This is a genomic window from Streptosporangium sp. NPDC002544 (assembly GCF_040295965.1).
Lineage (GTDB): Bacteria > Actinomycetota > Actinomycetes > Streptosporangiales > Streptosporangiaceae > Streptosporangium.
Genome location: NZ_JBEOWJ010000011.1, coordinates 94,349 through 119,458 on the forward strand (window position 1 = coordinate 94,349; position 25,110 = coordinate 119,458).

General features: G+C 71.3%; 26 protein-coding genes. 21 read left to right on the forward strand and 5 right to left on the reverse strand.

Features of this window, described 5'->3' with window-relative positions:
• Positions 1-89 precede the first annotated feature (89 nt).
• A complete protein-coding gene (locus ABT061_RS18730) occupies positions 90-1,388 on the forward strand; it encodes a PrsW family intramembrane metalloprotease (RefSeq protein WP_350918919.1) in 1,299 nt (432 codons plus the stop codon).
• On the opposite strand, the gene ABT061_RS18735 is transcribed toward ABT061_RS18730, so the two are convergent.
• Entirely contained in the window at positions 1,376-2,056 is a 681-nt protein-coding gene (locus ABT061_RS18735; protein ID WP_350918922.1) for a SanA/YdcF family protein, read from the reverse strand. The genes ABT061_RS18730 and ABT061_RS18735 overlap by 13 nt on opposite strands.
• A 117-nt stretch (positions 2,057-2,173) precedes the next feature.
• Positions 2,174-3,166 (reverse strand): COX15/CtaA family protein, encoded by a 993-nt coding sequence (locus ABT061_RS18740; protein WP_350918925.1) that lies wholly within the window; start codon positions 3,164-3,166, stop codon positions 2,174-2,176.
• A 258-nt stretch (positions 3,167-3,424) separates the two neighbouring features.
• Here ABT061_RS18740 and ABT061_RS18745 point away from each other — a divergent pair, with 258 nt between their 5' ends.
• The 11 genes from ABT061_RS18745 to ABT061_RS18795 all read left to right on the forward strand — a co-directional run bounded on the left by ABT061_RS18745 (position 3,425) and on the right by ABT061_RS18795 (position 14,050).
• Entirely contained in the window at positions 3,425-4,588 is a 1,164-nt protein-coding gene (locus ABT061_RS18745; protein WP_350918928.1) for an NAD(P)/FAD-dependent oxidoreductase, read from the forward strand.
• A 13-nt stretch (positions 4,589-4,601) separates the two neighbouring features.
• Entirely contained in the window at positions 4,602-4,925 is a 324-nt protein-coding gene (locus ABT061_RS18750) for a (2Fe-2S)-binding protein (protein WP_350918931.1), read from the forward strand.
• 7 nt (positions 4,926-4,932) lie between these two features.
• Positions 4,933-6,360, forward strand: coding sequence for an FAD-dependent oxidoreductase (locus ABT061_RS18755; RefSeq protein WP_350918934.1), 1,428 nt, complete (start codon positions 4,933-4,935; stop codon positions 6,358-6,360).
• A gap of 22 nt (positions 6,361-6,382) precedes the next feature.
• Positions 6,383-7,276: a dihydrodipicolinate synthase family protein gene (locus ABT061_RS18760; RefSeq protein ID WP_350918937.1), complete on the forward strand. Its 894-nt coding sequence runs from the start codon at positions 6,383-6,385 to the stop codon at positions 7,274-7,276.
• Between the two features lie 36 nt (positions 7,277-7,312).
• Positions 7,313-8,314, forward strand: a complete 1,002-nt coding sequence (locus ABT061_RS18765) for a proline racemase family protein (protein ID WP_350918940.1) — start codon at positions 7,313-7,315, stop codon at positions 8,312-8,314.
• A gap of 283 nt (positions 8,315-8,597) precedes the next feature.
• Entirely contained in the window at positions 8,598-9,773 is a 1,176-nt protein-coding gene (locus ABT061_RS18770) for a branched-chain amino acid ABC transporter substrate-binding protein (RefSeq protein WP_350918943.1), read from the forward strand.
• Entirely contained in the window at positions 9,770-10,663 is an 894-nt protein-coding gene (locus tag ABT061_RS18775; RefSeq protein ID WP_350918946.1) for a branched-chain amino acid ABC transporter permease, read from the forward strand. Before ABT061_RS18770 ends, ABT061_RS18775 begins: the two co-directional genes overlap by 4 nt.
• Positions 10,660-11,622 (forward strand): branched-chain amino acid ABC transporter permease, encoded by a 963-nt coding sequence (locus ABT061_RS18780; RefSeq protein WP_350918949.1) that lies wholly within the window; start codon positions 10,660-10,662, stop codon positions 11,620-11,622. The genes ABT061_RS18775 and ABT061_RS18780 overlap by 4 nt, the downstream gene beginning before the upstream one ends.
• The gene (locus ABT061_RS18785) at positions 11,619-12,530 is read left to right on the forward strand and encodes an ABC transporter ATP-binding protein (RefSeq protein ID WP_350918952.1); all 912 of its coding nucleotides are present in this window, start codon (positions 11,619-11,621) and stop codon (positions 12,528-12,530) included. The genes ABT061_RS18780 and ABT061_RS18785 overlap by 4 nt, the downstream gene beginning before the upstream one ends.
• The gene (locus ABT061_RS18790) at positions 12,523-13,230 is read left to right on the forward strand and encodes an ABC transporter ATP-binding protein (RefSeq protein ID WP_350918955.1); all 708 of its coding nucleotides are present in this window, start codon (positions 12,523-12,525) and stop codon (positions 13,228-13,230) included. Before ABT061_RS18785 ends, ABT061_RS18790 begins: the two co-directional genes overlap by 8 nt.
• Positions 13,231-13,357: 127 nt before the next feature.
• Positions 13,358-14,050 carry a GntR family transcriptional regulator gene (locus tag ABT061_RS18795; protein WP_350918958.1) on the forward strand — a complete coding sequence of 231 codons (693 nt, stop codon included), beginning with the start codon at positions 13,358-13,360 and terminating at the stop codon, positions 14,048-14,050.
• Between the two features lie 9 nt (positions 14,051-14,059).
• Here ABT061_RS18795 and ABT061_RS18800 read toward each other — a convergent pair whose 3' ends face one another.
• The 3 genes from ABT061_RS18800 to ABT061_RS18810 form a co-directional block, all read right to left on the reverse strand.
• Positions 14,060-14,962 carry an EamA family transporter gene (locus ABT061_RS18800; protein ID WP_350918961.1) on the reverse strand — a complete coding sequence of 301 codons (903 nt, stop codon included), beginning with the start codon at positions 14,960-14,962 and terminating at the stop codon, positions 14,060-14,062.
• 145 nt (positions 14,963-15,107) lie between these two features.
• Positions 15,108-15,917, reverse strand: a complete 810-nt coding sequence (locus ABT061_RS18805; RefSeq protein WP_350918964.1) for an ABC transporter permease — start codon at positions 15,915-15,917, stop codon at positions 15,108-15,110.
• Between the two features lie 29 nt (positions 15,918-15,946).
• Entirely contained in the window at positions 15,947-16,855 is a 909-nt protein-coding gene (locus ABT061_RS18810) for an ABC transporter ATP-binding protein (RefSeq protein ID WP_350918967.1), read from the reverse strand.
• Positions 16,856-17,101: 246 nt separating this feature from the next.
• Between ABT061_RS18810 and ABT061_RS18815 the strand changes: the two genes are divergently transcribed.
• From ABT061_RS18815 to ABT061_RS18855, 9 genes are all read left to right on the forward strand, one after another.
• Positions 17,102-18,334: a multidrug effflux MFS transporter gene (locus ABT061_RS18815; RefSeq protein WP_350918970.1), complete on the forward strand. Its 1,233-nt coding sequence runs from the start codon at positions 17,102-17,104 to the stop codon at positions 18,332-18,334.
• 86 nt (positions 18,335-18,420) lie between these two features.
• Positions 18,421-19,230, forward strand: a complete 810-nt coding sequence (locus ABT061_RS18820) for a helix-turn-helix transcriptional regulator (RefSeq protein WP_502991455.1) — start codon at positions 18,421-18,423, stop codon at positions 19,228-19,230.
• Complete coding sequence (gene sufB / locus ABT061_RS18825; protein WP_343981594.1) at positions 19,227-20,639, forward strand: Fe-S cluster assembly protein SufB; 1,413 nt, start codon at positions 19,227-19,229, stop codon at positions 20,637-20,639. Before ABT061_RS18820 ends, sufB begins: the two co-directional genes overlap by 4 nt.
• Positions 20,639-21,760, forward strand: a complete 1,122-nt coding sequence (gene sufD, locus ABT061_RS18830; protein ID WP_350918973.1) for a Fe-S cluster assembly protein SufD — start codon at positions 20,639-20,641, stop codon at positions 21,758-21,760. The genes sufB and sufD overlap by 1 nt, the downstream gene beginning before the upstream one ends.
• On the forward strand, positions 21,757-22,074 hold the full coding sequence (locus ABT061_RS18835; protein ID WP_350918976.1) for a Rieske (2Fe-2S) protein: 318 nt from the start codon (positions 21,757-21,759) through the stop codon (positions 22,072-22,074). The genes sufD and ABT061_RS18835 overlap by 4 nt, the downstream gene beginning before the upstream one ends.
• Before the next feature lie 2 nt (positions 22,075-22,076).
• The gene (gene sufC / locus ABT061_RS18840; RefSeq protein ID WP_386271258.1) at positions 22,077-22,850 is read left to right on the forward strand and encodes a Fe-S cluster assembly ATPase SufC; all 774 of its coding nucleotides are present in this window, start codon (positions 22,077-22,079) and stop codon (positions 22,848-22,850) included.
• The gene (locus ABT061_RS18845; protein WP_350918979.1) at positions 22,850-24,112 is read left to right on the forward strand and encodes a cysteine desulfurase; all 1,263 of its coding nucleotides are present in this window, start codon (positions 22,850-22,852) and stop codon (positions 24,110-24,112) included. Before sufC ends, ABT061_RS18845 begins: the two co-directional genes overlap by 1 nt.
• A 118-nt stretch (positions 24,113-24,230) precedes the next feature.
• Entirely contained in the window at positions 24,231-24,668 is a 438-nt protein-coding gene (gene sufU, locus ABT061_RS18850; protein WP_350918982.1) for a Fe-S cluster assembly sulfur transfer protein SufU, read from the forward strand.
• Positions 24,665-25,039, forward strand: a complete 375-nt coding sequence (locus ABT061_RS18855; RefSeq protein WP_350918985.1) for a metal-sulfur cluster assembly factor — start codon at positions 24,665-24,667, stop codon at positions 25,037-25,039. The genes sufU and ABT061_RS18855 overlap by 4 nt, the downstream gene beginning before the upstream one ends.
• The last annotated feature ends 71 nt before the right edge of the window (positions 25,040-25,110 follow it).

The following is a 25,110-nucleotide window of genomic DNA, read 5'->3' on the forward strand; positions in this document are numbered from 1 at the left end:
GGCCGGCCGCCAGGCGCCGATCGTAGACCTTCACGCTGGGATATCCCGGTTTAATTCGTGGGGTGGAAGCCAACGGTTACGGTTACCTCATGGCCAGCCGTGACCCCCGGTGGGTGCTCAGGGACCGCCCGTCGCTCGCGCTGATCACCGGACTCGTCCTGACGGGACTGTGCGGCCTGGTGTCGCTCTCCTTCGACGTGCTGAACGGCGACCCCGTCTATTTCTTCATCGCCCTGATCCTCGCGCTGGCGCCCGTTCCCGTGCTGCTGGCCGCGGTGCTGGCGCTCGACCGGATCGAGCCCGAGCCGCGAGGCAACCTGATCTTCGCGTTCGCCTGGGGAGCGGGCGTGGCGGTCCTGGTCGCCGGGGTCGTCAACTCCCTCGGCCTCGTCTACATCGAGAACGCCGCCGGGCTCGGCTACGACTACGCGCGCAACATCGCCGCCACGTTCGGCGCCCCGGTGGTCGAGGAGACGATGAAGGGCCTGGTGCTGCTGGGCCTGCTCAGGTTCAGGCGCGCGGAGCTCGACGGGCCCACCGACGGCATCATCTACGCCAGCATGGTCGGCCTCGGCTTCGCCATGAGCGAGAACGTCAGCTACTACGTGGCCGCGCTCGACGACATGGGCGCGCAGGGCCTGGCGGTGACCGTCGTGCTGCGCGGAGTCCTCTCACCGTTCGCCCACCCGCTGTTCACCTCCATGATCGGTGTCGCGGTGGCCTACGCGGCGCAGCGCCGGGGGTCTGGCCGGATCTTCGTCATCGCCGCCGGGTGGATCGGCGCGATGCTGCTGCACGGCATCTGGAACGGCTTCGCCTCCTACGTCGGCTTCGCCGGCCTGGCCATCGCCTACCTGCTGCTGATGATCGTGCTGTTCGTGCTGATCTGGATCATCTTCCGCGACCGCAAGCGGATCATCGGGCTCATCCAGACCTACCTGCCCGCCTACTGGGCGACGGGGCTGGTCTCCTCGTACGACATCGCGATGCTCTCCTCCCTGCCGGGGCGCCGCCACGCCAGGCAGTGGGCCAGGAACAACGGCGGCAGGGCGGGCCTGCGGGCGATGAGCGACTACCAGCTCGCGGCCACCGAGCTGGGCCTGCTCCACGAGCGGGCCAGGGGGCACGTGATCGACGAGCGTACGTTCAACGAGGAGCAGCGGGCGCTGCTGGAGTGCATGGCCGCCTCCCGCGCCCAGTTCCCCCCGCAGCCGCCACCACCGCCACCGCAGCCCCCCGGCGGCGGCAACGTCCCGCCGGGGTACGGGCCCGGCGCCCGGCCGCCGGGCGGCTCGCCGTATCCGTGGGGCGGTGCCCCCGGGACCTCGGGGCACCCCGACGCCGCTCAGTGGCGTCCGCCCCCCGGGCGCGGCGTTCACCCCGACTGAAGCGCGGCCTCCAGGGAGGTCTCGCGCGGCCCGGGGAAGACGGGAGCGGCGTCGAGGACCACGGCGTCGAGGAGGCCCTTCGCGGAGGCGGCGAACTCGCGGGCCGCGTAGGCGTAGGTGGAGGCCCACCGCTGGGAGGAGTCGTCGCCCACGCCGAAGGTCTCCAGGCCCGCCCTGCGGCACAGGGTGACGGCTCTGGGCAGGTGGAAGAGCTGGGTGACCACGGTGAGGCGGGTGGCGCCGAACACGGCGCGGGCACGCACGCACGAGTCCCAGGTGTCGAAACCGGCGTAGTCGAGGACGAGCGCCCTGGCCGGTATGCCACGGGCGAGCAGGTAGTCGCGCATCACGGTCGGCTCGTCGTACTCGATCCGCCCGTTGTCGCCCGACAGCAGGATCGCCCTGACCTTGCCGGCCCGGTACAGCTCGGCGGAGATGTCCAGCCGTCTGGCCAGCATCGGGGAAGGGGTGCCCCCGAAGGCGGCCGCCCCCAGCACCAGCGCCACCGGCGCCTCGGGAACCCCGGCGACCCAGCCGGGTGAGGAGTCCGCGATCACCCGGTGGCCGGAACTGGCCAGCCAGACCCAGGTCAGCGGTGCGACGGCCAGGACGCTCAGCAGCACCGCGCCCTGGTAGGAGAGCCGGAGGAACCTTCGCGACAGCGGCATCCGGCCATTGTCGCGGTCAGGTGACGGCCGAGTCGAACGCGCCCGGGGGTCAGGATCCTCCGGACCGGTTTCCACGCGGCCGTCGCGGGCCTTTCCCGGCGGGAGCGGGGCCGACGGTCAGGCCGGGACCCGGTCGAGCTGGTCCGCGCTCTCGGCGGCCGTCGCGCCCGCCGGGCCGCGCGAGCGCATCGTGAACACCACCCGCAGCGCGCAGACCCAGACCAGGGTCGAGCCGAGCACGTGGAGGTTGACCAGGGCCGCGGGCACGCCCAGGAAGTACTGGACGTATCCGATTCCGCCCTGCGCCACCTCCACGCCGAGCAGCGTCCAGGCGGCCCGCCGGGCGTTCCCGGGCGCGTCGGTGATGTGCAGCGCGAACGCCAGCGCGAAGGTGAGGCCGACCACCACATAGGCGACGTCGGCGTGGATCCTCGCCACGGTCTCGATGTCGAAGTCGAACCGGGAGGCCATCACGTCCCCGGAGTGCGGCCCGGTGCCGGTCACCACCACGCCCACGATGAGCAGGACGAACACCGCGGCGGTGAGCACGAAACCGAGTGTGCGGACGTGCTGGTTGACCAGGCGTCGCGGCGGGCCCGCGCCCTCGCCGGCCCGGACGTACAGCGCGTACGCCGCGGCGATCATGCCGACGGAGACCAGGAAGTGCACGCCCACGGTGACCGGGTTGAGCGCGGTGCGCACGACCAGGCCGCCCCAGAGTCCCTGCACGGCCACGCCGATCGGCTGCAGCCAGGCCAGCCTGACCAGATCGGGGCGGCGGGGCAGCAGCCGCAGGGCGGCGAGCAGGCAGGCCAGGCCGATGGCCAGCACCAGGAAGGTCAGCAGCCGGTTGCCGAACTCGATCGCCATGTTGATCGGTGAGATGTCGTCGTGGGCCACCGGGATGAAGCTGTCCGGCGTGCACCTGGGCCAGGTGGGGCAGCCCAGGCCGGAGCCGGTGACCCGCACCGCGGCACCCGTCACCGTGATCCCGACGTTGGCCGCCACCGACGCCAGCGCCCAGCGGCGCAGGGTGCGGAAGGTCGGCGGCCCCACGATCCAGGTCAGTTTCGCGGTCCGCAGACGGGTCTGGTCAAGGAGGTGCTTCACGGCTCACATGCTAGGCGGCGAGGAGGGCGGTCCCGCCGTGGCCCCCTGGCGCCGGGGCCGGTACGGAGGCTTTCGCCCCGGTCGTTTCACGCCTGCCGGCATCTCGGGCAGGGGCCGCTCACCTCGGACGGCGTGCCTCACGGGTCCACGGGTAGGGGTGGGCTGAGCCGGTGGCACGCCCGTGACGTCCGGTCCGGTGCATTGATCCATGGAAAGGTATGTGACATATTACTGGCGAGCCCGGGAGCGAGGTGAGTCATGCCGGACGTCGTGGTCGTCGGAGCCGGGGTCGTCGGCGCCGCCTGCGCCTACTACGCCGCCCGTGCGGGGCTGGACGTGGTGGTCGTCGACCGGGGGGCGGTGGCGGGCGGCACGACGGGCGCGGGCGAGGGCAACGTGCTGGTCTCCGACAAGGAGCCGGGCCCCGAACTCGACCTGGCGCTGCTCTCCAACCGGCTCTGGCGTGACCTGGCCGCCGACGGGCCCGACAGCGGGTTCGACGGTGGGTTCGAGTTCGAGGCCAAGGGCGGCCTGGTGGTCGCCGAGACGGACGAGGTGCTTGAGGCGCTCACCGGCCTGGCGGGCAGGCAGGGCGTCGAGTGCGTCACCGTCTCCGCCGGAGAGCTCGGCGACTACGAGCCCCACCTGGCGAAAGGGCTCGCCGGTGGCGTGTTCTACCCGCACGACGCCCAGGTGCAGCCGATGCTGGCGGCGGCCAGGCTCATCCGGCGGGGCGCGGAACGGTTCGGGCACGGCGCCCTGATGCTGCGCACCGGTGTCACGGTGACCGGCTTCCTCCGCGACGGCGACCGGGTCACCGGCGTCACCACCTCCTGCGGCGACATCCTCGCCGGAGCCGTCGTCAACGCCGCGGGCACCTGGGGCGGCGAGATCGCCGCGCTGGCCGGGGTGCGCGTACCCATCCTGCCCAGGCGCGGTTTCATCCTGGTCACCGAGCCACTCGCCGGGCCGCTCATCAGGCACAAGGTCTACACCGCCGACTACGTCACCGCGGTGGCCAGCGACTCGGAGGGGCTGGAGACGTCCGCCGTCGTGGAGAGCACCCCGTCGGGGCCGGTGCTCATCGGCGCCAGCCGCGAGCGGGTCGGCTTCGACCGCACGGTCTCCGTTCCGGTGCTCGAACGCCTCGCCCGCCAGGCCGTCGAGCTGTTCCCCGTCCTGGCGGCCTACCGGGTGATCCGGGCCTACTGCGGTTTCCGTCCCTACTGCCCCGACCACCTGCCGGTGATCGGAGAGGATCCCCGGCTCCCCGGGCTCTACCACGCCTGTGGCCACGAGGGCGCGGGTATCGGCCTGGCCCCGGCCACCGGCCACCTGATCGCCCGGCTCCTGGCAGGACTCCGCCCCGAGGTGGACCTCGCCCCCTTCCGTCCGGACCGTTTCCCGCTGGAGGCGTCATGACCCAGGGTGTCCGATGAGGGGGCCGTACCGCCTGGTGCGGGCGCGGCCGGAGCCGGAGTTCGAGATCAGCGTGGACGGCGCCCCCGTCGCGGTGATCCCAGGCCAGAGTGTCGGCGCCGCCATGCACGGCGCGGGCATCCGCTCGTGGCGCACCACCAGGTTCGGCGGGCGCCCGCGCGGGCTCTTCTGCGGCATCGGGGTCTGCTTCGACTGCCTGGTCACGGTGAACGGGGTCCCCTCCCTGCGTGCCTGCCTGACCGAGGCCCGCCCAGGAGACCTGGTCACCACCGGAGACGCTCCGGTGCGGGACGTTCCCGGCGCCGGAGGGGAGCGGTGAGCGGCCGATGACACAGATCCACGACCTGGCCGTCGTCGGCGCGGGTCCCGCCGGGGTCGCGGGCGCGCTCACCGCCGCCCTGGCCGGGCTGGACGTCGTGCTGGTCGACGGGGCCGGACGACCGGGCGGCCAGTACTTCCGGCGCCCCGCCGAGGGGTTCCACGCCGCCAGGCCCGGCGCGCTCCACCACGGCCTGGACAGGTTCACCCGCCAGTGGGAGACGCTCCGTGAGCGCGCCGAGGTACTGCTGAGCACGCGGGTCTGGGCCGTCGGGCGCGCGGACGGGGCGATCACCGTGCGCTGCCTGGAGGGAGACCGCGAGGAACGGCCCCGTACGGTGACCGCGCGCGGGCTGCTGGTCGCCACCGGCGCCCACGACAGGCCGCTGCCGTTCCCCGGCTGGGACCTGCCGGGCGTGCTCACCGCGGGCGGTGCGCAGGCACTGCTCAAGGGTGACCTGGTCCTCGCGGGCCGCAGGGTCGTGGTCGCGGGGACCGGCCCCTTCCTGCTCCCGGTCGCCGCGGGCCTGGCGGACGCGGGGGCCCGGGTGCTCGGCGTGCACGAGGCCAACCGCAGGTTCGGGCTCGCCAGGCATCCGCTGCTCGCCGCCGGCCGGGCGGCGGAGGCCCTCGGGTACGTGGCGCGCCTGGCCCGCCACCGGATTCCCTACCGTGGTCGTGAGGCGGTGATCGCCGCGCACGGTGAGACCGCGCTGACCCACGTCACCGTGGCGAGCCTGGACCCCGCCTGGCGGCCGCTCTCGACGAGAACCGTCGCCTGCGACACCCTCGCCTGCGGCTACGGTTTCGTCCCCCAGCTCGACCTGCCCCTCCAGCTGAACTGCGCCACCCGCCGCGACCCCGACGGCGGCCCGGTCGTCGCGGTGGACGCGGGGATGCGCACTAGCGTGCCCGGCGTCTACGCGGCGGGGGAGGCCACCGGTGTCGGCGGGGCCGCGCTCGCCGAGGTGGAGGGCCGGATCGCGGGCCGGGCCGCGGCCGCCGACCTGGGCCGCCCCACGCCGCCCGACCCCGCCCTGTCCCGGCGCAGGGACCGGCTCGCCGCCTTCGCGCGAGCCCTGCAGGGCGCCTACCCGCTACGGCCGGGCTGGCAGGACTGGCTCCGCGACGACACGCTGGTGTGCCGCTGCGAGGAGGTGCCCCTGTCGGCGGTACGCGAGGCCCAGGCCATGGGTGCCGTCGACGCGCGCTCGGTCAAGCTGCTGGCGCGCCCGGGGATGGGGTGGTGCCAGGGCCGGATGTGCGGCTACGCGGTCGCCTGCCTCGTCGGCGAGGATCCCGCGCCGCCCCGGCGCCCGATCGCCCAGCCCGTCAGGCTCGGCGACCTCGCCGCGCGGACCCCGGCCTCCCCGGACCGGCGGGGAAACCTCCCCGACCCGGACGGGCCGGAGCCCCCTGACTTCGTACCGGCTTGAACCCCCCTCGGAAGGATGAAGCATGGCGACCCGCGTGAAACCCTGGCACGGCGTGACGGTGGCCACCGCGCTGCCCCTGCGCGTGGACCTCTCGGTCGATCTGGACGGCTACGCCGAACACTGCCGGTGGCTGGTCGCCTCCGGCTGTGACGGCGTCGTGCCGAACGGGTCGCTGGGGGAGTACCAGACGCTGACCTCCCAGGAACGGGCCTCGGTGGTGGAGACCGCGGTCGCGGCCGTCGGCGGCGACCGCGTCATGCCGGGTGTCGCGGCCTACGGCGCCCTGGAGGCCCGCCGCTGGGCCGAGCAGGCCGGTGAGGCCGGGTGCCGCGCGGTGATGCTGCTCCCGCCGAACGCCTACCGTGCCGACGACAGGACGGTGCTGGAGCACTACCGCGAGGTGGCCAGGGCCGGTCTGCCGGTGGTGGCCTACAACAACCCCTTCGACACCCGGGTGGACCTCACCCCACGCCTGCTGGCCGCCCTGCACTCCGAGGGCCTGATCGCGGGCGTCAAGGAGTTCAGCGGCGACGTCCGCCGGATCTACGAGATCGCCGAGCTGGCCCCGGGGCTGGACGTGCTGGCCGGAGCCGACGACGTGCTGCTCGAACTGGTCACCGCCGGAGCGGTCGGCTGGGTGGCCGGCTTCCCCAACGCGCTGCCCGCCTCGACGGTCGCCCTCTACCGGGCGGCCGCCGCCGGGGACACGGCCACCGCGCTGCCGCTCTACCGAGCGCTGCACCCGCTGCTCCGCTGGGACTCCAAACCGGTGTTCGTGCAGGCCATCAAGCTCTCCATGGACCTGGCCGGACGCCACGGCGGCCCGTGCCGCCCGCCCAGGCTCGGGCTCCCCGGCGAGCAGGAGGCCGCGGTCCGCGCGGCCACCGAGAAGGCCCTGGCCGAGGGCCTGCGGTAGGCCGGTCCCGTTTTCCCTTTCTCGCGAGGAGAGTCGATGAGGACGAAGAGGGTCTTCCACGCGGTGGACTCCCACACCGAGGGCATGCCCACCCGGGTGATCACCGGGGGAGTGGGGGTCATCCCCGGTGTGACCATGGCCGAGCGGCGCGAGCACTTCCTGGCCGAGATGGACCACCTGCGGACCCTGCTCATGTACGAGCCCCGCGGCCACTCGGCGATGAGCGGGGCCATCCTGCAGCCGCCCACCCGGCCCGACGCCGACTACGGCGTGCTCTACATCGAGGTGTCGGGCTGCCTGCCCATGTGCGGGCACGGCACCATCGGCGTCGCCACGGTCCTCGTCGAGACCGGGATGGTGGAGGTCGCCGAGCCGGTCACCACCATCAGGCTGGACACCCCGGCCGGGCTGGTCGTCGCCGAGGTCAGGGTCGAGGACGGGGCCGCCACCGAGGTGACCATCACCAACGTGCCCTCCTTCAGCGTGGGGCTGGACCGCGTCGTCAAGGTGCCCGGCATCGGTGAGGTCGCCTACGACCTCGCCTACGGCGGCAACTACTACGCGATCCTGCCGATCGAGTCCGTGGGCCTGCCGTTCGAGCGCTCGCACGGCCGGCGGATCCTCGACGCGGGGCTGGCCGTCATGGGGGCGATCAACGAGCAGGACGAGCCGGTGCACCCGCTGGCCCCCGGTATCAGGGGCTGCCATCACGTGCAGTTCACGGCGCCGGGCTCCGACGCCAGGCACTCGCGGCACGCGATGGCGATCCATCCCGGCTGGTTCGACCGCTCGCCCTGCGGCACCGGCACCAGCGCCAGGATGGCCCAGCTGCACGCCAGGGGCGAGCTCCCGATGGACACCGATTTCGTGAACGAGTCGTTCATCGGCACCCGGTTCGTCGGGCGGCTCGTCGGGGAGACGGAGGTGGCGGGCCTGCCCGCGGTGGTCCCCGCCATCACCGGGCGGGCGTGGGTCACCGGCACCGCCCAGTACTTCCTCGACCCCCGCGACCCGTTCCCCGAGGGTTTCCTCCTCTGACCCGCTACCCCGCCGACCTGCTGACATCTGGATTGACCGGGCCTGACCCGCCGCTCTCCGGCCGGTCGGCCCCGGTCGGCCCCCGGCCGGCCCGCAGTCGGTCGCACCCGGTCTGACCAGCGGAGACGTCACCGTTCCCGGCTCCGGTGGCGGTCTGTGTCCCGGTGGGTCGCAGCTTGCGGAAGAAGCGGTGTCCTAACGCTAACGATCTTGTTTTGGGCCTTGACGCGTCCTTTGAAATGCACGTGCAATGTCACACATCGCCAGATGTGAGGAGCAGCACATGCGTGCCATCCCCCTGAAATCCTTCACGTCGCTGGCCGTTCTCGGCCTCCTGGTCACCGGGTGTGGCCAGGGACTGCTCGGTGGTGGTGACGGCGCCGGGCAGACCGCGGCCGGAAAGGACGAGCCGATCGTCCTCGGCATGCTGATCCCGCAGTCGGGCAGCGAGGCCGCCATCGGCCCCTACATGAGCAACGCGGCGCAGCTCGCGATCGACGAGATCAACGCCAAGGGCGGCGTGCTCGGCCGCAAGCTGGAACTGAAGACCGCCGACGACGGCTGTGACGCCCAGTCGGCCGCCGCCGGCGCCAACAAGCTGGTCACCGAGGGAATCGACGTCTCGGTGGGCGGCTACTGCTCCGGAGCGACGCTCCCCACCCTGCCGATCTTCGGCAAGGCCGGCATTCCCATGATCATTCCGGCTGCCAACTCCCAGGAGCTGGTCGACCAGAAGCTCAAGCACGTCTTCCTGATCAACGGCACCGGCTCCCAGCAGGCCGCGGCCGCGGAGAAGTGGATAACCAAGCAGGGGTCCAAGAGCGTCGCGCTGATGCACGACAACACCAGCTACTCCAAGGACATCGCGCTGCGCACCCAAGCCCTGCTGGAGGCCCCCGGCGGGGCCGAGGCCGCGATCACCGAGGCGGTCACCCCGAAGGAGAGCGACTACAGCGCCAACATCACCAACGTGCTGGCCAAGAAGCCCGACTTCGTCTACTGGACCGGTTACTTCCAGGAGGGCGGCCTGATCGCGCGCCAGCTCCGGCAGGCCGGGTACAAGGGGTCCATCATGGTCGGCGACGGCTCGGTCTCTCCCAAGCTGGTCGAGATCGCCGGAGCCGAGGCCGCCGAGGGCCTCTACGCCACGATGACCCAGACCCCCGACACCCTGGAGGGCGCCGAGGGCTGGATCGACGCCTACAAGAAGAAGTACGGAGCCGAGCCGGGCCCGTACTCCAACCAGGCCTACGACGCGGTGCGACTGGCCGCGGAGGCGGTCACCAAGGCGGGCGGCACCGACGGAACCAAGGTCATCGCGGCGCTTGAGGCGATCGACGGCTTCCCGATGTTCTCCGGGCCGCTGAAGTTCACCCCCGAACACACCCTGGCCAACGGAGGCTTCCAGATCCTCGTCGTCAAGAGCGACAAATTCGCCCTGCAGGACTCCCTGAAGTGACGCAACTCATCTGGAACGGGCTGTTCGTCGGCTCGTTCTACGCCCTGGTGGCCCTGGGTTACAGCATGGTCTACGGGATCATCAAGCTGCTCAACTTCGCCCACGGCGACCTGTACATGCTCGGCGCGTTCGCCGGCTTCGCCATCCTCGGCGCGGTCGGCGGCGTGTCCTCCGCCATGGCCCTGCCGCTGCTGCTCGCGGTGCTCCTGGCGACCATGGTCGTCACCGGCCTGGCCGGGGTGGCGCTGGAGCGGATCGCCTACCGGCCGCTACGCCGCGCCCCGCGGCTGTCCCTGCTGATCACCGCCGTCGGCGCCTCCTTCGCCCTGGAGTACGGGATGCGCGCGGTGGCCGGGGCCGACCCCCGGGTCTACCCGGTGCGGCTGGGCGGTACCTCGCTGGAGGTCCTCGGCGCCAGGATCACCCCGCAGCAACTCGTCCTGATCGGCGTGGCGGTGCTGCTGATGGCCGGGCTCAACCTGCTGGTCACCCGGACCCGCGAGGGCAGGGCGATGCGGGCCATCGCGCTGGATCCGCGTACCAGCGCGCTGATGGGCATCGACGTCAACGCGGTGATCTCCCGCGCCTTCTTCGTCGGCTCGGCCCTGGCGGGGGCCGCGGGCGTGATGGCGGGGGCCTACTACGGGAAGATCGACTTCATGATGGGCTTCCTGATCGGCCTCAAGGCCTTCACGGCGGCGGTCATCGGTGGCATCGGCAACATCCCCGGCACCATGCTCGGCGGCCTGCTCCTCGGGCTGCTGGAGTCGTTCGGCACGTTCTGGCTGGGCGGCGAGTGGCGGGACGTGTTCGCCTTCGGGGTGCTGATCCTGTTTTTGACGGTGCGGCCCACCGGCCTGCTCGGCGAGCGTGTGACGGAGCGGGTGTGAGCGCGACCAAGGTCCGCCGTCTCGGCACGGACTCACCGCCCAGCAGGGCCTCGAAGCTGCTGCAGAACCGCCGGGCCGGGCTCGCGGGGCTGCTGGTCGCGCTGCTGGCCCCCTTCGTCGACGCCACGCCGTACGCGCTGTCGGTCATGACCAGCGCGGCCATCGCGGTGATGCTCGCCGCCGGGCTGAACATCGTGGTCGGCTACTGCGGCCTGCTCGACCTGGGCTACGTCGCCTTCTTCGCGGTCGGCGCCTACACCAGCGGGGTGCTGGCCACCCGCCTGGAGTTGCCGCTGCTCGCCACGGTGCCCGCCGTGATCGTGGTCACGGTCGTCGCCGGGATCGTCATCGGCGCGCCGACGCTGCGGCTGCGCAGTGACTACCTCGCCATCGTGACGCTCGGCTTCGGTGAGATCATCCGGATCACCGCCAACAACCTGGACGTCACCGGCGGCCCCTCGGGCATCTACGGCATCCCGCACCTGGTCGAAGGCCCGGTGGCCTTCTACTACCTCACCGTGGTCGTCGTCTCGCTGGCCGTCCTCGGCGCGGCCAGGCTGGGCCGCTCCCGCCTGGGCCGGGCCTGGCGCTTCGTCCGGGAGGACGAGGACGCGGCCGAGGCGATGGGCGTGCACACCTACCGGGTCAAGCTCGCCGCCTACGTGGCGGGGGCGGTCTGGGGCGGCCTGGCCGGGGTGCTGTTCGCCGCGCACCTGTCGGCCATCTCGCCGGGCAGCTTCACCTTCCTGTCGTCGGCGCTGGTGCTGATGGCCGTGGTCCTCGGCGGCATGGGCTCGATGCCCGGCGTCGTCGTCGGGGCCGTCGTGATCAGCATCCTGCCGGAGATCCTGCGTGACCTCGCCGACTACCGGTTCTTCCTTTTCGGCGTCCTGCTCATCGCCTTCATGCTGCTGCGCCCGCAGGGGCTCTGGCCGGCCCGTTCCAAGGAGGTCCCTTGAGCCTGCTGAGTGTGGCCGACCTGCGCCTGTCCTTCGGCGGGCTGGTGGCCATCGACGGCCTGTCGTTCTCGGTGGGCGAGGCGGAGATCGTCTCGGTGATCGGGCCCAACGGGGCGGGCAAGACGTCGGCCTTCAACTGCGTCACCGGCTTCTACCGGCCCACCTCGGGCCGGATCACCCTGCGCGGAAGGGACCTGCCCGGACTGCGGCCCTCGGCCATCGCGGGCCTGGGCGTCGCGCGGACCTTCCAGAACCTGCGCCTGTTCGGCGAGTTGTCGGTCCTGGACAACGTGCGCGCCGGGTCGCACCTGTGGTTGCGCCAGAGCGTCCTGGACGCCCTGCTGCACACCCCGCGCTACCGGCGCTCCGAGCGCGAGTGCACCGAGCAGGCACACCACTGGCTGGACTTCGTCGGCCTGCGCGGCGACCGGTACGGGCAGGCCAGAGCCCTGCCCTACGGCGAGCAGCGCCGCACCGAGATCGCCCGCGCCCTGGCCCGCCGGCCCGACCTGCTGCTGCTCGACGAGCCCGCGGCCGGGCTCAACCACGGCGAGAAGGCCGAGATGCTCGACCTGATCCGGCGCATCCAGGCGCTCGGCGTGGCCATCGTGCTCATCGAACACGACATGGGGCTGGTCATGGAGGTCTCCGAGCGCGTGGTCGTGCTCAACTTCGGCAGGGAGATCGCCGACGGCCGCCCCGAGGACGTCCGGCGCGACCCGGCGGTCATCGAGGCATACCTCGGCGGCGATCCCGCCGCCCTGGAGGAGACCGTGCTGGGGGAGACCGCCTTGGGGGAGACCGTACTGGAGGAGGAGATCGCGGGGCAGGACGCCCGGGGGAAGGACAGTGCGGGGAAGGGCGGTTCGGGGAAAGAGGACTCGGCCGGGAGCGACGCACATGCTTGACATCGACGGGCTGGACGTCCACTACGGCGGCGTGCACGCCCTGCGCGGCCTGTCCCTCGGCGTCGCCGAGGGCGAGATCGTCGCCCTGCTGGGCAACAACGGCGCGGGCAAGACCACCACGCTGGCCGCGGTCTCGGGGCTGCTGCGCCCCAGCGGCGGCAGGGTGCTCTTCGACGGCCACGAGATCACCGGCCGGAAACCGCACAGGATCACCGCCCGCGGCCTGGTGCACGTCCCCGAGGGCCGCAGGATCTTCAGCACGCTCAGCGTCCACGAGAACCTCCAGCTGGGCGGCTACCTGGTCCGCGACCAGGCGGAGATCCGCAGGCGGATCGAGCACGTGTACGAGCTGCTGCCCCGCCTGGCCGAGCGGCGCGCCCAGCAGGGGGGCACGCTGTCGGGCGGTGAGCAGCAGATGCTCGCCATCGGCAGGGCACTGGTCACCGGACCCCGGCTGCTGCTGCTGGACGAGCCGTCCATGGGCCTGGCACCGCTGGTCGTCGCCTCGGTCATGAAACTCATCGCGGGCATCAACGCCGAGGGCACCTCGGTGCTGCTCGTCGAGCAGAACGCCGTCGCCGCCCTCGGGATCGCGCACCGTGGTTACGTGATCGAGAACGGCGAGTGCGTCCTCGACGGACCCGCCGCCGAGCTCCGCCGGGACCCCAGGGTGGCCGAGGCCTACCTCGGCGGGGGCTAGGAGCCGGTGCCGTGCCTTCCGGATGAGGGCACCGGGTGTTCGGGAGCACGCGTATGGCCTGGGAGGATGTGAAGGTGGCGGGCTCGGCCCACCAGGTGTGGACACGAGCGACACGAGAGGGTTGGGTATGGCTCCTAGCGCGGACGGCCGGCCCGACCTGCCGGCTGTGAGTGAGCGGCAGAGCCTGCGGGAGCAGGTGGCGCACGCGCTCAGGGCGGCACTGATCACCGGTGAGATGAGACCCGGCATGGTCTACTCCGCCCCGGCCCTCGCCGCCCAGTTCGGCGTCTCGGCGACCCCGGTGCGCGAGGCGATGCTCGACCTGGCCAAGGAGGGCCTGGTCGAGGCGGTGCGCAACAAGGGCTTCCGGGTCACCGAGCTGTCCGAGCGCGACCTGGACGAGCTGACCGAGCTCCGCAGGCTGATCGAGGTGCCCACGGTGTCGCAACTGGCCGGCAGACCGGCCGGCACCGGGGGCGCGCCGAACTTCGAGGCGCTCCGCCCGCAGGCCCAGGCGATCGTCGACGCGGCCGAGCGCGGCGACCTGCTCGGTTACGTCGACGCCGACATCCGCTTCCACCTGGACCTGCTCGCCCTGGCGGGCAACTCCCACCTCGTGGAGGTGGTCCGCGACCTGCGCAACCGGGCCCGCCTGTACGGCCTGTCCGCCCTGCACCAACGGGGTGGCCTGGTCGACTCCGCCCGCGAGCACCTCACACTGCTCGACCTGCTCTCGGCGGGAGACGTGAGCGGTACCGAGCGGCTGATGCGCGAGCACATCCGGCACGTACGCGGCATCTGGGCCAGCCGCCCCGAGTAGCGGCGCGGGTCAGCCCGAGCCGCGGGTGGCGCCGGCACTGGCGATGACCACGCAGCCGATGGCGGCCCACTCGCGTACCTGGAGCACCTCGCCCAGTACCAGCAGGCCGACCAGCGCGGCCGCCGCGGGCTCCAGGCTCATCAGGATGCCGAAGACCCGCTTGGGCATCCTGCGCAGCGCCTCCAGCTCTATCGAGTAGGGGATGACCGACGACAGCAGGCCCACCCCGACACCGATCAGCAGCAGTTCGGGCCGGAGCAGGTCGGCGCCGCCCGAGGTGATCCCGAAGGGGGCGGTCAGCACGCAGGAGATGATCATCGCCAGGGAGAGGCCGGTGGCCCCGGGGAAGCGCCGGCCGACCGAGGCCGCCAGCAGGATGTAGCCGGCCCAGCAGGCCCCCGCGACCAGGGCGAAGGCGATTCCGGCCCAGCTGATCCTGGAGGCCGAGGTGCCCCACGGGGCCAGCAGCACCACGCCGGAGGCGGCGAGCACGACCCAGAGCAGGTCGAGGCGGCGGCGCGAGGCCGCCACCGCGACACCGAGCGGCCCGAGGAACTCGATCGCCACCGCGATGCCCATGGGCAGCCGGGCCAGCGCCTCGTAGAACGACAGGTTCATCAGGCCAAGCGTCAGGCCGAAGGCCGCGCTCGCCGCGAGGTCCGCCCGGGTCAGTCCCTTCAGCCGGGGCCTGGCGATCATCCCCATGATCAGCGCACCCGTCGCGATCCGCAGGAACACCACCGCGCTCGGTGGCAGCTGGGCGAACAGGTCCTTGGCGAAACCCGCGCCCACCTGCACCGACAGGATGGCCAGCAGCACCAGCCCGGAGGGCGGGATGGCGTCGGAGGCGGCCCTCAGCAGCGCTCCCGGTCTGCGGGGCTCGGCGGGCCCGGGCAGGGCTTCGGCGGTCACGACACTCCTTGTGTCAGGCGCAAAATGGTTATTGGCACCTTACTTGCCGGGGGCTTCCGTTTTCAGCGACGTCCGCGATGCGAGACGGGCTCAGGAAAGAGGCCGGCCGTCATGGGACGGGCCCCATGAACCGGAGGGGGTCACCTCATTCCCAGCGGAAGGTTCGCGAGGTCAGGAAGAGCGACACCGCGGCCCACGCCGCGAGGACCGCCAGCGCGGTGAGAGGCGGTCCCGCCCCCTCGCTCAGGACCGCGCGGAGCCCTCCGCTCAGCGCGGAGATCGGCAGCGACTCCAGCACCGGCCGTACCGACTCGGGGAACCTGGTCAGCGGGAAGGCGACCCCGCCGCAGGCGAGCAGGACCAGGTAGACCAGGTTCGCCGCGGCGAGCGTGGCCTCGGCGCGCAGCGTGCCGGCCATCAGCAGGCCGAGCCCGCTGAACGCGGCGGTGCCCAGCACGACCAGCAGCAGCACCGCGAGCGGCGAGCCCGCCGGGCGCCAGCCCAGGGCGAGCGCCACCCCGCAGATGACCGTGACCTGGATGACCTCCACGGCGATCACCGCGAGCGTCTTGGCCAGCATCAGCCCGGTCCGCGACAGCGGGGTCGCGCCCAGCCGCTTCAGCACGCCGTAGCGGCGTTCGAAGCCCGTCGCGATGGCCTGCCCGGTGAAGGCGGTGGACATCACGGCCAGCGCGAGCACTCCGGGGGCCATGAAGTCGATGCGGGAACCGCCGCCCACGTCGATGATCGGGGCGACCGAGAGGCCGACGAGCAGCAGCACCGGGATGATCATCGTGAGCAGCAGCTGCTCGCCGTTGCGGAGCATGGCCTGGATCTCCGCGCCCGTCTGGGCCGCCACCATCCGGCGCAGCGGCGCGGCTCCGGGGGCCGGGGTGAGGTCCAGGGTGGTCAAGCGGCTCTCCTGTGGTCTGGCTCGGGCCGCGCCCGGATCCATGCGTGCTGAGGGGGTGGGTGCCGGGAGCGTCACCGGAGCTCGCGCCCGGTCAGCTCCAGGAAGACGTCTTCCAGGGTACGCCGCTCGATGCTGAGGTCGTCGGTGCTCACGCCCTCGGCGGCGCACCAGGTCGTCACGGTGGCCAGCAGGCCGGGCACGACCTGACCCTCGATGATGTAGTGCCCCGCCGGTGACTCCTTGGCCGAGCTGCCGACGGGCAGCGCGGCGAGCAACTCGTCCAGGCAGAGCCCGGGGCGGGCACGGAAGCGCAGTTGCCGCTCGGCACCGGTGAGGGAGGAGGGGGTGCCCTCGGCGACCACCCGGCCGCGGTCGATGATCACGATCTGGTCGGAGAGCTTCTCCGCCTCGTCCATGTGGTGGGTGGTGAGCACCACCGAGACCCCGCTCGCGCGCAGATCGCGTACCAGCTCCCAGCAGGCGTGCCTGGCCTGCGGGTCCAGGCCCGCGGTCGGCTCGTCGAGAAAGACCAGCTCGGGACGGCCGATGACCGCTCCGGCCAGCGACACGCGCTGCTGCTGGCCGCCGGAGAGCCTCCGGTACGGGGTGCGGGCGTGCTCGGTCAGCCCCAGCCGTTCCAGCAGCGCCGCGGGATCGAGCGGGTGGGCGTGGAAGCGGGCCATCAGCCGCAGCCACTGCCCACAGCGGGTCGCCGGGGGAACGCCGCCCGCCTGGAGCATCACCCCGACCCTGGCCCGCAGCTCCGGCCTGGACGGATCGAGTCCGAGCACCCTCACCCTGCCGCCGTCGGCCCGGCGGAATCCCTCGCAGATCTCCAGCGTGGAGGTCTTGCCGGCCCCGTTGGGGCCCAGCACGGCGGTGACCGCGCCTCGGGCGGCGTTGAAGGTCAGGCCGTCGATAGCGGTCGTTCCGCCGTATCTCTTGACCAGGTCGACGATCTCGACGGCTGGGGATTCCATGGCCACGAGTTTAGGGACCGCGGCCGCCGGTCATGTTCCCGGACCACGCGTCCGGGCCGTTCCACACCGGCCAGGAGTTCCGGCCCTGCGGCGCCGGGTGCCTCCAGGGGGCTTTCGCTGGTCAGTGCTTTGAGATTCTTTCTGGGAAATTTCCTAAATCCAGGAATTCGGATGACCTGTTGATGGTTGGGACGCTTCGGCCCCTGCGGGCCCATCGTGGCCTGCGATCAAAAGGGGAGTACGGATATGACCGCCGTCGTCGGCGAGTCGGACGTGGTGCCGGGCACGCGGCGCAGACTGTTGCTGATCATCCTGGGTGCGCTCTCCGCGATCGGCCCCCTGTCGATCGACATGTATCTGCCGGCCTTCCCGGCCATCGCCGCCGACCTGGGCACCGGGCAGGCACAGGTGCAGCTCACCCTCACCGCCTGCCTCATCGGGGTCTCCGTCGGGCAGGTCGTCGCCGGCCCGCTCAGCGACGTGCGCGGCCGGCGGGGGCCGCTGCTGCTCGGCATCCTCGCCTACGCCGTCGCCTCGCTGCTGTGCGCCTTCTCGCCCTCGGTGTACGGGCTGGTCGGGTTGCGCCTGCTCCAGGGCATCGCGGGCGGCGCCGCGCTGGTGATCGTCCGCGCGGTCGTCCGGGACCTGTACGAGGGGGCGGCCATCGCCCGCATCTTCGCCACCCTCATGCTGGTGACCGGCCTCGCGCCGATCCTGGCCCCGCTCGCGGGCGCGCAGCTGCTCAACCACACCTCCTGGCGGGGCGTCTTCGTCGCGCTGAGCGTCACCGGCCTGCTGCTGCTGGCCGCCGCGCTGTCCGGGGTGCGCGAGACGCTCCCCGCGGACCAGCGTGAGGGCGGGGGGCTGCGGCACACCCTCGTCACCTTCCGGCACCTGTTCGGCGATCGGTCCTTCATGGCCCCCGCCCTGGCCGGAGGGCTGGGCTTCGCGGGCATGTTCGCCTACATCTCCGGATCGCCCTTCGTGCTCCAGGAGGTCTACGAGACCTCGGCGCAGACCTTCTCCCTGGTGTTCGGGCTGAACGCCCTGGGGCTGACCGTCACCGCGCAGATCGGCGGGCGCCTCGCGGGGCGCCGGATCGCCCCGGCCCGGCTGATCCTGATCGGACTGTTCACGAGCGTGGCCGGAGCCGTGACGCTGCTCGCCACGGCGCTGTTCCACCTGCCCCTGCCGGTGCTGGTCGCCGCACTGTTCGTGATCATGTGTGGTGCGGGCTTCGTCCTGCCCGGCAGCGCCGCGCTCGCCCTGGCCGGCCAGCCCCCGCAGATCGCCGGGAGTGCCGCCGCGCTGACAGGTGTGCTGCAGTTCGCGCTCGGCGCGCTCGCCGCACCGCTGGTGGGCCTGGGAGGCGAGGGCTCCGCGCTGCCGATGGCCGCCGTGCTGGCCGGTTTCACCCTCGTCTCGCTCCTGGCCTTCACCGGGCTGCGAGGAGGCGCGCGGAATGTTTCCGCAGGTTAGGTAAGGCTTACCTGCGTGACAAATCGCATTTGAGGCGGCTGAACATTGGTTTGTAACTCGGGAAGCAATTACGGCACACTGATGTTGTGAAATACGTGACCGGGACGCAGGGCACCGAGGGAGCCGCCACCGTGCGGCCCTCCGCCGTGTCCGCCGAGCGCAGCACGCGAGCGCGTGTCGCCCGGCTCATCCTGGAGCACGGGCCCGTCACCGCCGCCGCTCTCGGCGAGCGGCTGGGCCTCACTCCCGCCGCGGTCCGCAGGCACCTGGACGCACTGCTGGCCGAGGGGATGGCCGAGGCGCGCACCGCCAGGCCACGGGGCCAGCGCGGGCGTGGCCGGCCTGCCAAGCTGTTCGCCATAACGGACGCCGGCCGGAGCGCCTTCGAGCACGCCTACGATGGTCTCGCCGGGAGCGCGCTGCGTTTCCTGGCAGAGCGCGTGGGCGAGGAGGCCGTCGCGGAGTTCGCCCGATCACAGGTGGCCGGCCTGGTCGCCCGCCTGCGGCCGGAGATGCGCGAGGTCCCCGCCGACCAGCGGGTGCGCGTCCTGGCCGAGGCGCTGTCGGCCGACGGCTACGCCGCCTCGGCGAGCAAGGCCAGCCTCGGCGGTGAACAGCTGTGTCAGCACCACTGCCCGGTGGCGCACGTGGCCGCGGAGTTCCCGCAGCTGTGCGAGGCCGAGACGGAGGCGTTCGCGCGCATCCTCGACACTCCCGTGCAGCGGCTCGCGACCATCGCCCACGGCGACGGCGTGTGCACCACGCACGTGAGTCCCCACCGGGACTTCGGGCCGGGCGCGAGGGAGCGCGCGGCGAACGCCCCGGCATCCACGCCGGTGCGATCACCAGCAACCCACGAAACGATCGACATATCGAGCAAGGAGACCGGAAGGTGACTGTCACCGACCGCCCGGAGCTGGAAGGCCTCGGGAATTACAAGTTCGGCTGGGCCGACTCGGACGCCGCGGGAGCGACGGCCCGGCGTGGCCTGTCCGAAGAGGTCGTCCGCAATATCTCCGCGCTGAAGAACGAGCCGGAGTGGATGCTGGACCTTCGCCTGAAGGGGCTGCGCCTGTTCGGTAAGAAGCCCATGCCGAACTGGGGCTCCGACCTCAGCGGGATCGACTTCGACAACATCAAGTACTTCGTGCGCTCGACCGAGAAGCAGGCCGCCTCATGGGAGGACCTGCCCGACGACATCAAGAGCACCTACGACAAGCTCGGCATCCCCGAGGCGGAGAAGCAGCGCCTGGTCGCCGGCGTCGCCGCCCAGTACGAGTCCGAGGTGGTCTACCACAAGATCCGTGAGGACCTTGAGGAGAAGGGTGTCATCTTCGTCGACACCGACACCGCCCTCAAGGAGCACGAGGAGATCTTCAAGGAGTACTTCGGGACCGTGATCCCCGTCGGCGACAACAAGTTCGCCGCGCTGAACACGGCGACCTGGAGCGGCGGCAGCTTCATCTACGTGCCGCCGAACGTCAACGTGGAGATCCCGCTCCAGGCCTACTTCCGGATCAACACCGAGAACATGGGCCAGTTCGAGCGGACCCTGATCATCGTGGACGAGAACTCCTACGTCCACTACGTCGAGGGCTGTACCGCGCCGATCTACTCCTCGGACTCGCTGCACAGCGCGGTCGTGGAGATCGTCGTGAAGAAGGGCGCGCGCTGCCGCTACACGACCATCCAGAACTGGTCGAACAACGTCTACAACCTGGTCACCAAGCGCGCCGTGGCGTACGAGGGCGCGACCATGGAGTGGATCGACGGCAACATCGGTTCCAAGGTCACCATGAAGTACCCGGCCGTCTACCTCATGGGCGAGCACGCCAAGGGCGAGACCCTCAGCGTCGCCTTCGCCGGTGAGGGCCAGCACCAGGACGCCGGTTCCAAGATGGTGCACCTCGCACCGAACACCAGCTCCTCGGTGATCTCCAAGTCCGTCGCCAGGGGCGGCGGCCGCACCTCCTACCGCGGTCTGGTCCAGATCGAGGAGGGCGCGTACGGCAGTGCCAGCACCGTCAAGTGCGACGCGCTGCTCGTCGACCAGATCAGCCGCTCCGACACCTACCCCTACGTGGACGTGCGCGAGGACGACGTCTCCATGGGGCACGAGGCCACCGTCTCCAAGGTCTCCGACGACCAGCTCTTCTACCTGATGAGCCGCGGCATGGGCGAGGACGAGGCCATGGCGATGATCGTCCGGGGCTTCGTCGAGCCGATCGCCCGCGAGCTCCCGATGGAGTACGCCCTGGAGCTGAACCGCCTGATCGAACTGCAGATGGAAGGAGCCGTCGGCTGATGGGTCTCGACACCGCCAAACCCCTGTCGACGCTCCACGAGAAGGCCTCGTACGACGTGGCGGACTTCGCGGTCCCGACCGGCCGGGAGGAGGAGTGGCGCTTCACCCCGCTCTCCCGGCTCAAGGGCCTGCACGAGGGCGTCGCGGCCTCCGCGAACGTGGTCGTGCACGTCGACGCCGCCCCCGAGGTCACCGTGGAGACCGTCGGCCGTGACGACGCGCGGCTCGGCCGGGCCTACGTGCCCGCCGACCGGGTCAGCGCCCAGGCCTACGCCTCCTTCGAGAAGGCCACCGTGATCACGGTGGCGCGCGAGGCCGTCGCCTCCACCCCGACGGTGGTCACCCTCACCGGGTCCGGCCGGGGCGCCGCCTACGGCCACACGGTCGTGAAGCTGGAGCCGATGGCCGAGGCCGTGGTCGTCCTCGACCATCAGGGCAGCGCGCTCTACGCCGACAACGTCGAGTTCGTCGTGGGCGAGGGCGCCACGCTCAAGGTCATCAGCCTGCAGGACTGGGCGGACGACGCCGTGCACGTCTCCCACCACCACGCCCTGCTCGCCAAGGACGCGACCTTCCGCAGCTTCGTGGTCACCCTCGGAGGCGACCTGGTCCGGCTCTCCCCCTCGGTCTCCTACTCCGGGCCCGGCGGCGACGCCGAGCTGAACGGCCTCTACTTCGTCGACGCCGGCCAGCACCTGGAGCACCGCCTGCTCGTCGACCACTCCCGGCCCGGCTGCCGGAGCAACGTCGACTACCGCGGAGCGCTGCAGGGCCAGGACGCCCACGCGGTCTGGATCGGCGACGTCATCATCCGGGTCGAGGCCGAGGGCACCGACACCTACGAGCTCAACCGCAACCTGCTGCTCACCGACGGCGCCCGCGCCGACTCGGTGCCCAACCTGGAGATCCTCACCGGAGAGGTCACCGGTGCCGGCCACGCCAGCACCTCCGGCCGCCTCGACGACGAGCACCTCTTCTACCTGCAGGCCCGCGGGATCCCCTACGAGGACGCGCGTCGCCTCGTGATCAGGGGCTTCTTCGCGCAGTTGGTGGAGAAGATCGAGGTCTCCGAGCTTCGCGAGCGGGTGCTCGCCCGGGTCGAGGCGGAGCTTGAGAAGTGACGTTCGAGAAGGTCTGCAAGCTCGCCGACATCCCCGACGAGGGCGTGATCGGCATTGAGGTGGGCGAGACCCCCGTCGCCCTGGTCCGCCGGGGCGACGAGGTCTACGCGCTGCACGACGTGTGCTCCCACGCGGAGGTGAAACTCAGCGAGGGTGAGGTCTACGACGGCACCCTGGAGTGCTGGCTGCACGGTTCGTGCTTCGACCTGCGGTCGGGCAAGCCCACCGGTCCGCCCGCCAGCAAGCCCGTCCCCGTCTACCGAGTCAAGATCGACGGCGATGACGTCCTCGTCTCGCTCTCGAAGGAGTCATAAAAGTGTCTGACACGAGCCGAGTTCCCTCGGGTTCCACCCTGGAGATCCGCGACCTGCATGTCAGCGTCGCCGACAAGGAGATCCTGCGCGGCGTCAACCTGACCGTGCGGGCCGGCGAGACCCACGCCATCATGGGCCCCAACGGCTCGGGCAAGTCCACGCTCGCGTACGCGATCGCCGGTCACCCCAAGTACACGGTCACCGGTGGCCAGGTCCTGCTCGACGGGGTCGACCTGCTGGAGCTGACCGTCGACGAGCGCGCCCGCGCCGGGCTGTTCCTCGCCATGCAGTACCCGGTCGAGGTCCCCGGTGTCAGCGTCTCCAACTTCCTGCGCACCGCGGTCACCTCCGTCCGCGGCGAGGCTCCCAAGCTCCGCCAGTTCGCCAAGGACCTCAAGTCCGGCATGGACGCCCTGTCCATCGACGCGGCCTTCGCCCAGCGCAACGTCAACGAGGGCTTCTCCGGCGGTGAGAAGAAGCGCCACGAGATCCTCCAGCTGGAGCTGCTCAAGCCGAAGATCGCGGTGCTCGACGAGACCGACTCCGGCCTCGACGTCGACGCGCTGCGCGTGGTCTCCGAGGGGATCAACCGCTTCCGCTCGAACGGCGAGACCGGTGTGCTGCTCATCACCCACTACACCCGCATCCTGCGTTATGTGAAGCCGGACTTCGTCCACGTCTTCTCCGCGGGGCGGATCGTGGAGCAGGGCGGCCCCGAACTCGCCGAGCGGCTTGAGAACGAGGGTTACGAGGCCTACACGAAGGCGTCGGCCTGATGGTGGACACCGGCCTTGACGTGGAGAGGATCAGGAAGGACTTCCCGGTCCTCTCCCGAGAGCTTCCCGGCGGCAGGCCGCTGATCTATCTCGACTCGGGCAACTCCGCGCAGAAGCCGACCCAGGTGGTCGAGGCGATGCGCGAGCACATGGCGATGCACTACGCCAACGTCGGCCGCGCCATGCACGCGCTGGGCGCCGAGTCCACCGAGGCGTACGAGAACGCCAGGGACAAGGTCGCCGCCTTCGTCGGCGCGCCCGACCGCGACGAGATCGTCTTCACCAAGAACGCCTCCGAGGCGCTCAACCTGGTGGCGTACGCCTTCGGCAACCCCATCGGTGAGGACCCGCGCTTCCGGCTCGGCCCCGGAGACGAGATCGTCATCTCCGAGATGGAGCACCACTCCAACATCGTGCCGTGGCAGATGCTCGCGCAGCGCACGGGTGCGACGCTGCGCTGGTTCTCCGTCACCGACTCCGGTCGCCTGGACCTGTCGAACCTCGACGAGCTCGTCACCGAGCGCACGAAGATCGTCTCGATCGTGCACCAGTCGAACGTGCTGGGCACGGTCAATCCGGTCGCCCCGGTGCTCGCCAGGGTCCGCGAGGTCGGCGCGCTGATGATGCTCGACGCCTCGCAGTCGGTGCCTCACCAGCAGGTGGACGTGGCCGCGCTGGGGGTCGACTTCCTGGCCTTCACCGGCCACAAGGTCGTCGGCCCCTCGGGGATCGGCGTGCTGTGGGCCCGTGGTGAGTTGCTTTCGGCCATGCCCCCGTTCCTGGGCGGCGGCGAGATGATCGAGGCGGTCTGGATGGACCGCTCGACCTACGCGCCCGCGCCGCACAAGTTCGAGGCGGGTACGCCGCCGATCGTCGAGGCGGTCGGCCTCGGCGCCGCGGTCGACTACCTGTCCGAGATCGGGATGGACGCCGTCGTCCGGCACGAGCACGAGCTCACCGCCTACGCGCTCGGTGCGCTGGGAGAGGTCCCGGGCCTGAAGGTGATCGGCCCGCTGGACCTCGCCGACCGCGGCGGCACCGTCTCGTTCACGCTGGAGGGGATTCACCCGCACGACGTCGGGCAGATCCTGGATGACAACTTCGGCGTGGCGGTGCGCGTGGGGCACCACTGCGCCCGTCCGCTCCATCTGCGATTCGGGATTCCCGCGACCACGAGGGCGTCCTTCTACCTGTACAACACAACGGCCGAGATCGATGCTCTGGTCCGCGGCCTCCACCACGTGCGGAAGGTGTTCGCCTAGTCATGCCCGAGCAGTCGAGCCGGCGGGCGAGCGAACGGCGGGCGCCACACGCCCACGGCACGGCGTCCGGCGACGCGCGAGCGTACGGCGCAGCGAACGAGAAGGTGAGCACGACCCTATGATCGCCGAGTCCATGTACCAGGAGCTGATCCTGGAGCACTACAAACACCCGCAGGGGAGGGGTCTTCGCGACCCGTACGACGCCGAGGTCCACCATGTGAACCCGACGTGCGGCGACGAGATCACCATGCGGGTGAAACTGGGCGACGGCGGCAAGGTCGAGGACGTCTCCTACGACGGGCAGGGCTGCTCCATCAGCCAGGCCGCGGCCTCGGTGCTGCACGAGCTGGCCACCGGCTCGACCGTCGACGACTCGCTCGGCGTCGTGGAGGAGTTCACCCGGCTCATGCAGGGCAGAGGAAAGATCGAGGCGGACGAGGACCTGCTGGGCGATGCCGTGGCCTTCGCCGGGGTCGCGAAGTTCCCCGCCCGGGTGAAGTGCGCGCTACTGGCCTGGATGGCCTACAAGGACGCGGTCGTGAGGAGCACGAAATGAGCAAGGCTGTTGAGACGCCGACCACGGCGTACGACGGGGACACCACCCATGACGAGGTCATGGAGGCCCTCAAGGACGTCGTGGACCCCGAACTCGGCATCAACGTCGTCGACCTGGGCCTGATCTACGGGCTCCACCTCGACCCCGCGGAGGGGGGCGAGGGGGACGCCATGCCGGTCGCCACCATCGACATGACGCTGACCAGTGCGGCCTGCCCGCTGACCGACGTCATCGAGGACCAGGCGCACTCGGCCCTGGAGGGCATGGTCTCCGACGTGAAGATCAACTGGGTCTGGCTCCCGCCGTGGGGCCCGGACAAGATCACCGATGAGGGGCGCGAGCAGCTCCGGATGCTCGGCTTCAACGTCTGAGACGCGGTCGCCGGTACGGCTCGCACCCCCCCGGGTTCGGGCCGTACCCAATTGTGTGAGAGGATCACGGA

Excerpts from the sequence above, each read along its gene's own strand:
- ABT061_RS18770 (WP_350918943.1), top strand. The coding sequence starts at position 8,598 with ATGCGTGCCATCCCCCTGAAATCCTTCACGTCGCTGGCCGTTCTCGGC.
- ABT061_RS18760 (WP_350918937.1), top strand. The coding sequence starts at position 6,383 with ATGGCGACCCGCGTGAAACCCTGGCACGGCGTGACGGTGGCCACCGCG.
- sufD (WP_350918973.1), top strand. The coding sequence starts at position 20,639 with ATGGGTCTCGACACCGCCAAACCCCTGTCGACGCTCCACGAGAAGGCC.
- ABT061_RS18805 (WP_350918964.1), bottom strand. The coding sequence starts at position 15,917 with ATGGATCCGGGCGCGGCCCGAGCCAGACCACAGGAGAGCCGCTTGACC.
- ABT061_RS18815 (WP_350918970.1), top strand. The coding sequence starts at position 17,102 with ATGACCGCCGTCGTCGGCGAGTCGGACGTGGTGCCGGGCACGCGGCGC.
- ABT061_RS18765 (WP_350918940.1), top strand. The coding sequence starts at position 7,313 with ATGAGGACGAAGAGGGTCTTCCACGCGGTGGACTCCCACACCGAGGGC.
- ABT061_RS18790 (WP_350918955.1), top strand. The coding sequence starts at position 12,523 with ATGCTTGACATCGACGGGCTGGACGTCCACTACGGCGGCGTGCACGCC.
- ABT061_RS18795 (WP_350918958.1), top strand. The coding sequence starts at position 13,358 with ATGGCTCCTAGCGCGGACGGCCGGCCCGACCTGCCGGCTGTGAGTGAG.
- ABT061_RS18855 (WP_350918985.1), top strand. The coding sequence starts at position 24,665 with ATGAGCAAGGCTGTTGAGACGCCGACCACGGCGTACGACGGGGACACC.
- ABT061_RS18755 (WP_350918934.1), top strand. The coding sequence starts at position 4,933 with ATGACACAGATCCACGACCTGGCCGTCGTCGGCGCGGGTCCCGCCGGG.
- ABT061_RS18845 (WP_350918979.1), top strand. The coding sequence starts at position 22,850 with ATGGTGGACACCGGCCTTGACGTGGAGAGGATCAGGAAGGACTTCCCG.
- ABT061_RS18810 (WP_350918967.1), bottom strand. The coding sequence starts at position 16,855 with ATGGAATCCCCAGCCGTCGAGATCGTCGACCTGGTCAAGAGATACGGC.
- ABT061_RS18730 (WP_350918919.1), top strand. The coding sequence starts at position 90 with ATGGCCAGCCGTGACCCCCGGTGGGTGCTCAGGGACCGCCCGTCGCTC.
- sufU (WP_350918982.1), top strand. The coding sequence starts at position 24,231 with ATGATCGCCGAGTCCATGTACCAGGAGCTGATCCTGGAGCACTACAAA.
- ABT061_RS18745 (WP_350918928.1), top strand. The coding sequence starts at position 3,425 with ATGCCGGACGTCGTGGTCGTCGGAGCCGGGGTCGTCGGCGCCGCCTGC.
- ABT061_RS18750 (WP_350918931.1), top strand. The coding sequence starts at position 4,602 with ATGAGGGGGCCGTACCGCCTGGTGCGGGCGCGGCCGGAGCCGGAGTTC.
- ABT061_RS18735 (WP_350918922.1), bottom strand. The coding sequence starts at position 2,056 with ATGCCGCTGTCGCGAAGGTTCCTCCGGCTCTCCTACCAGGGCGCGGTG.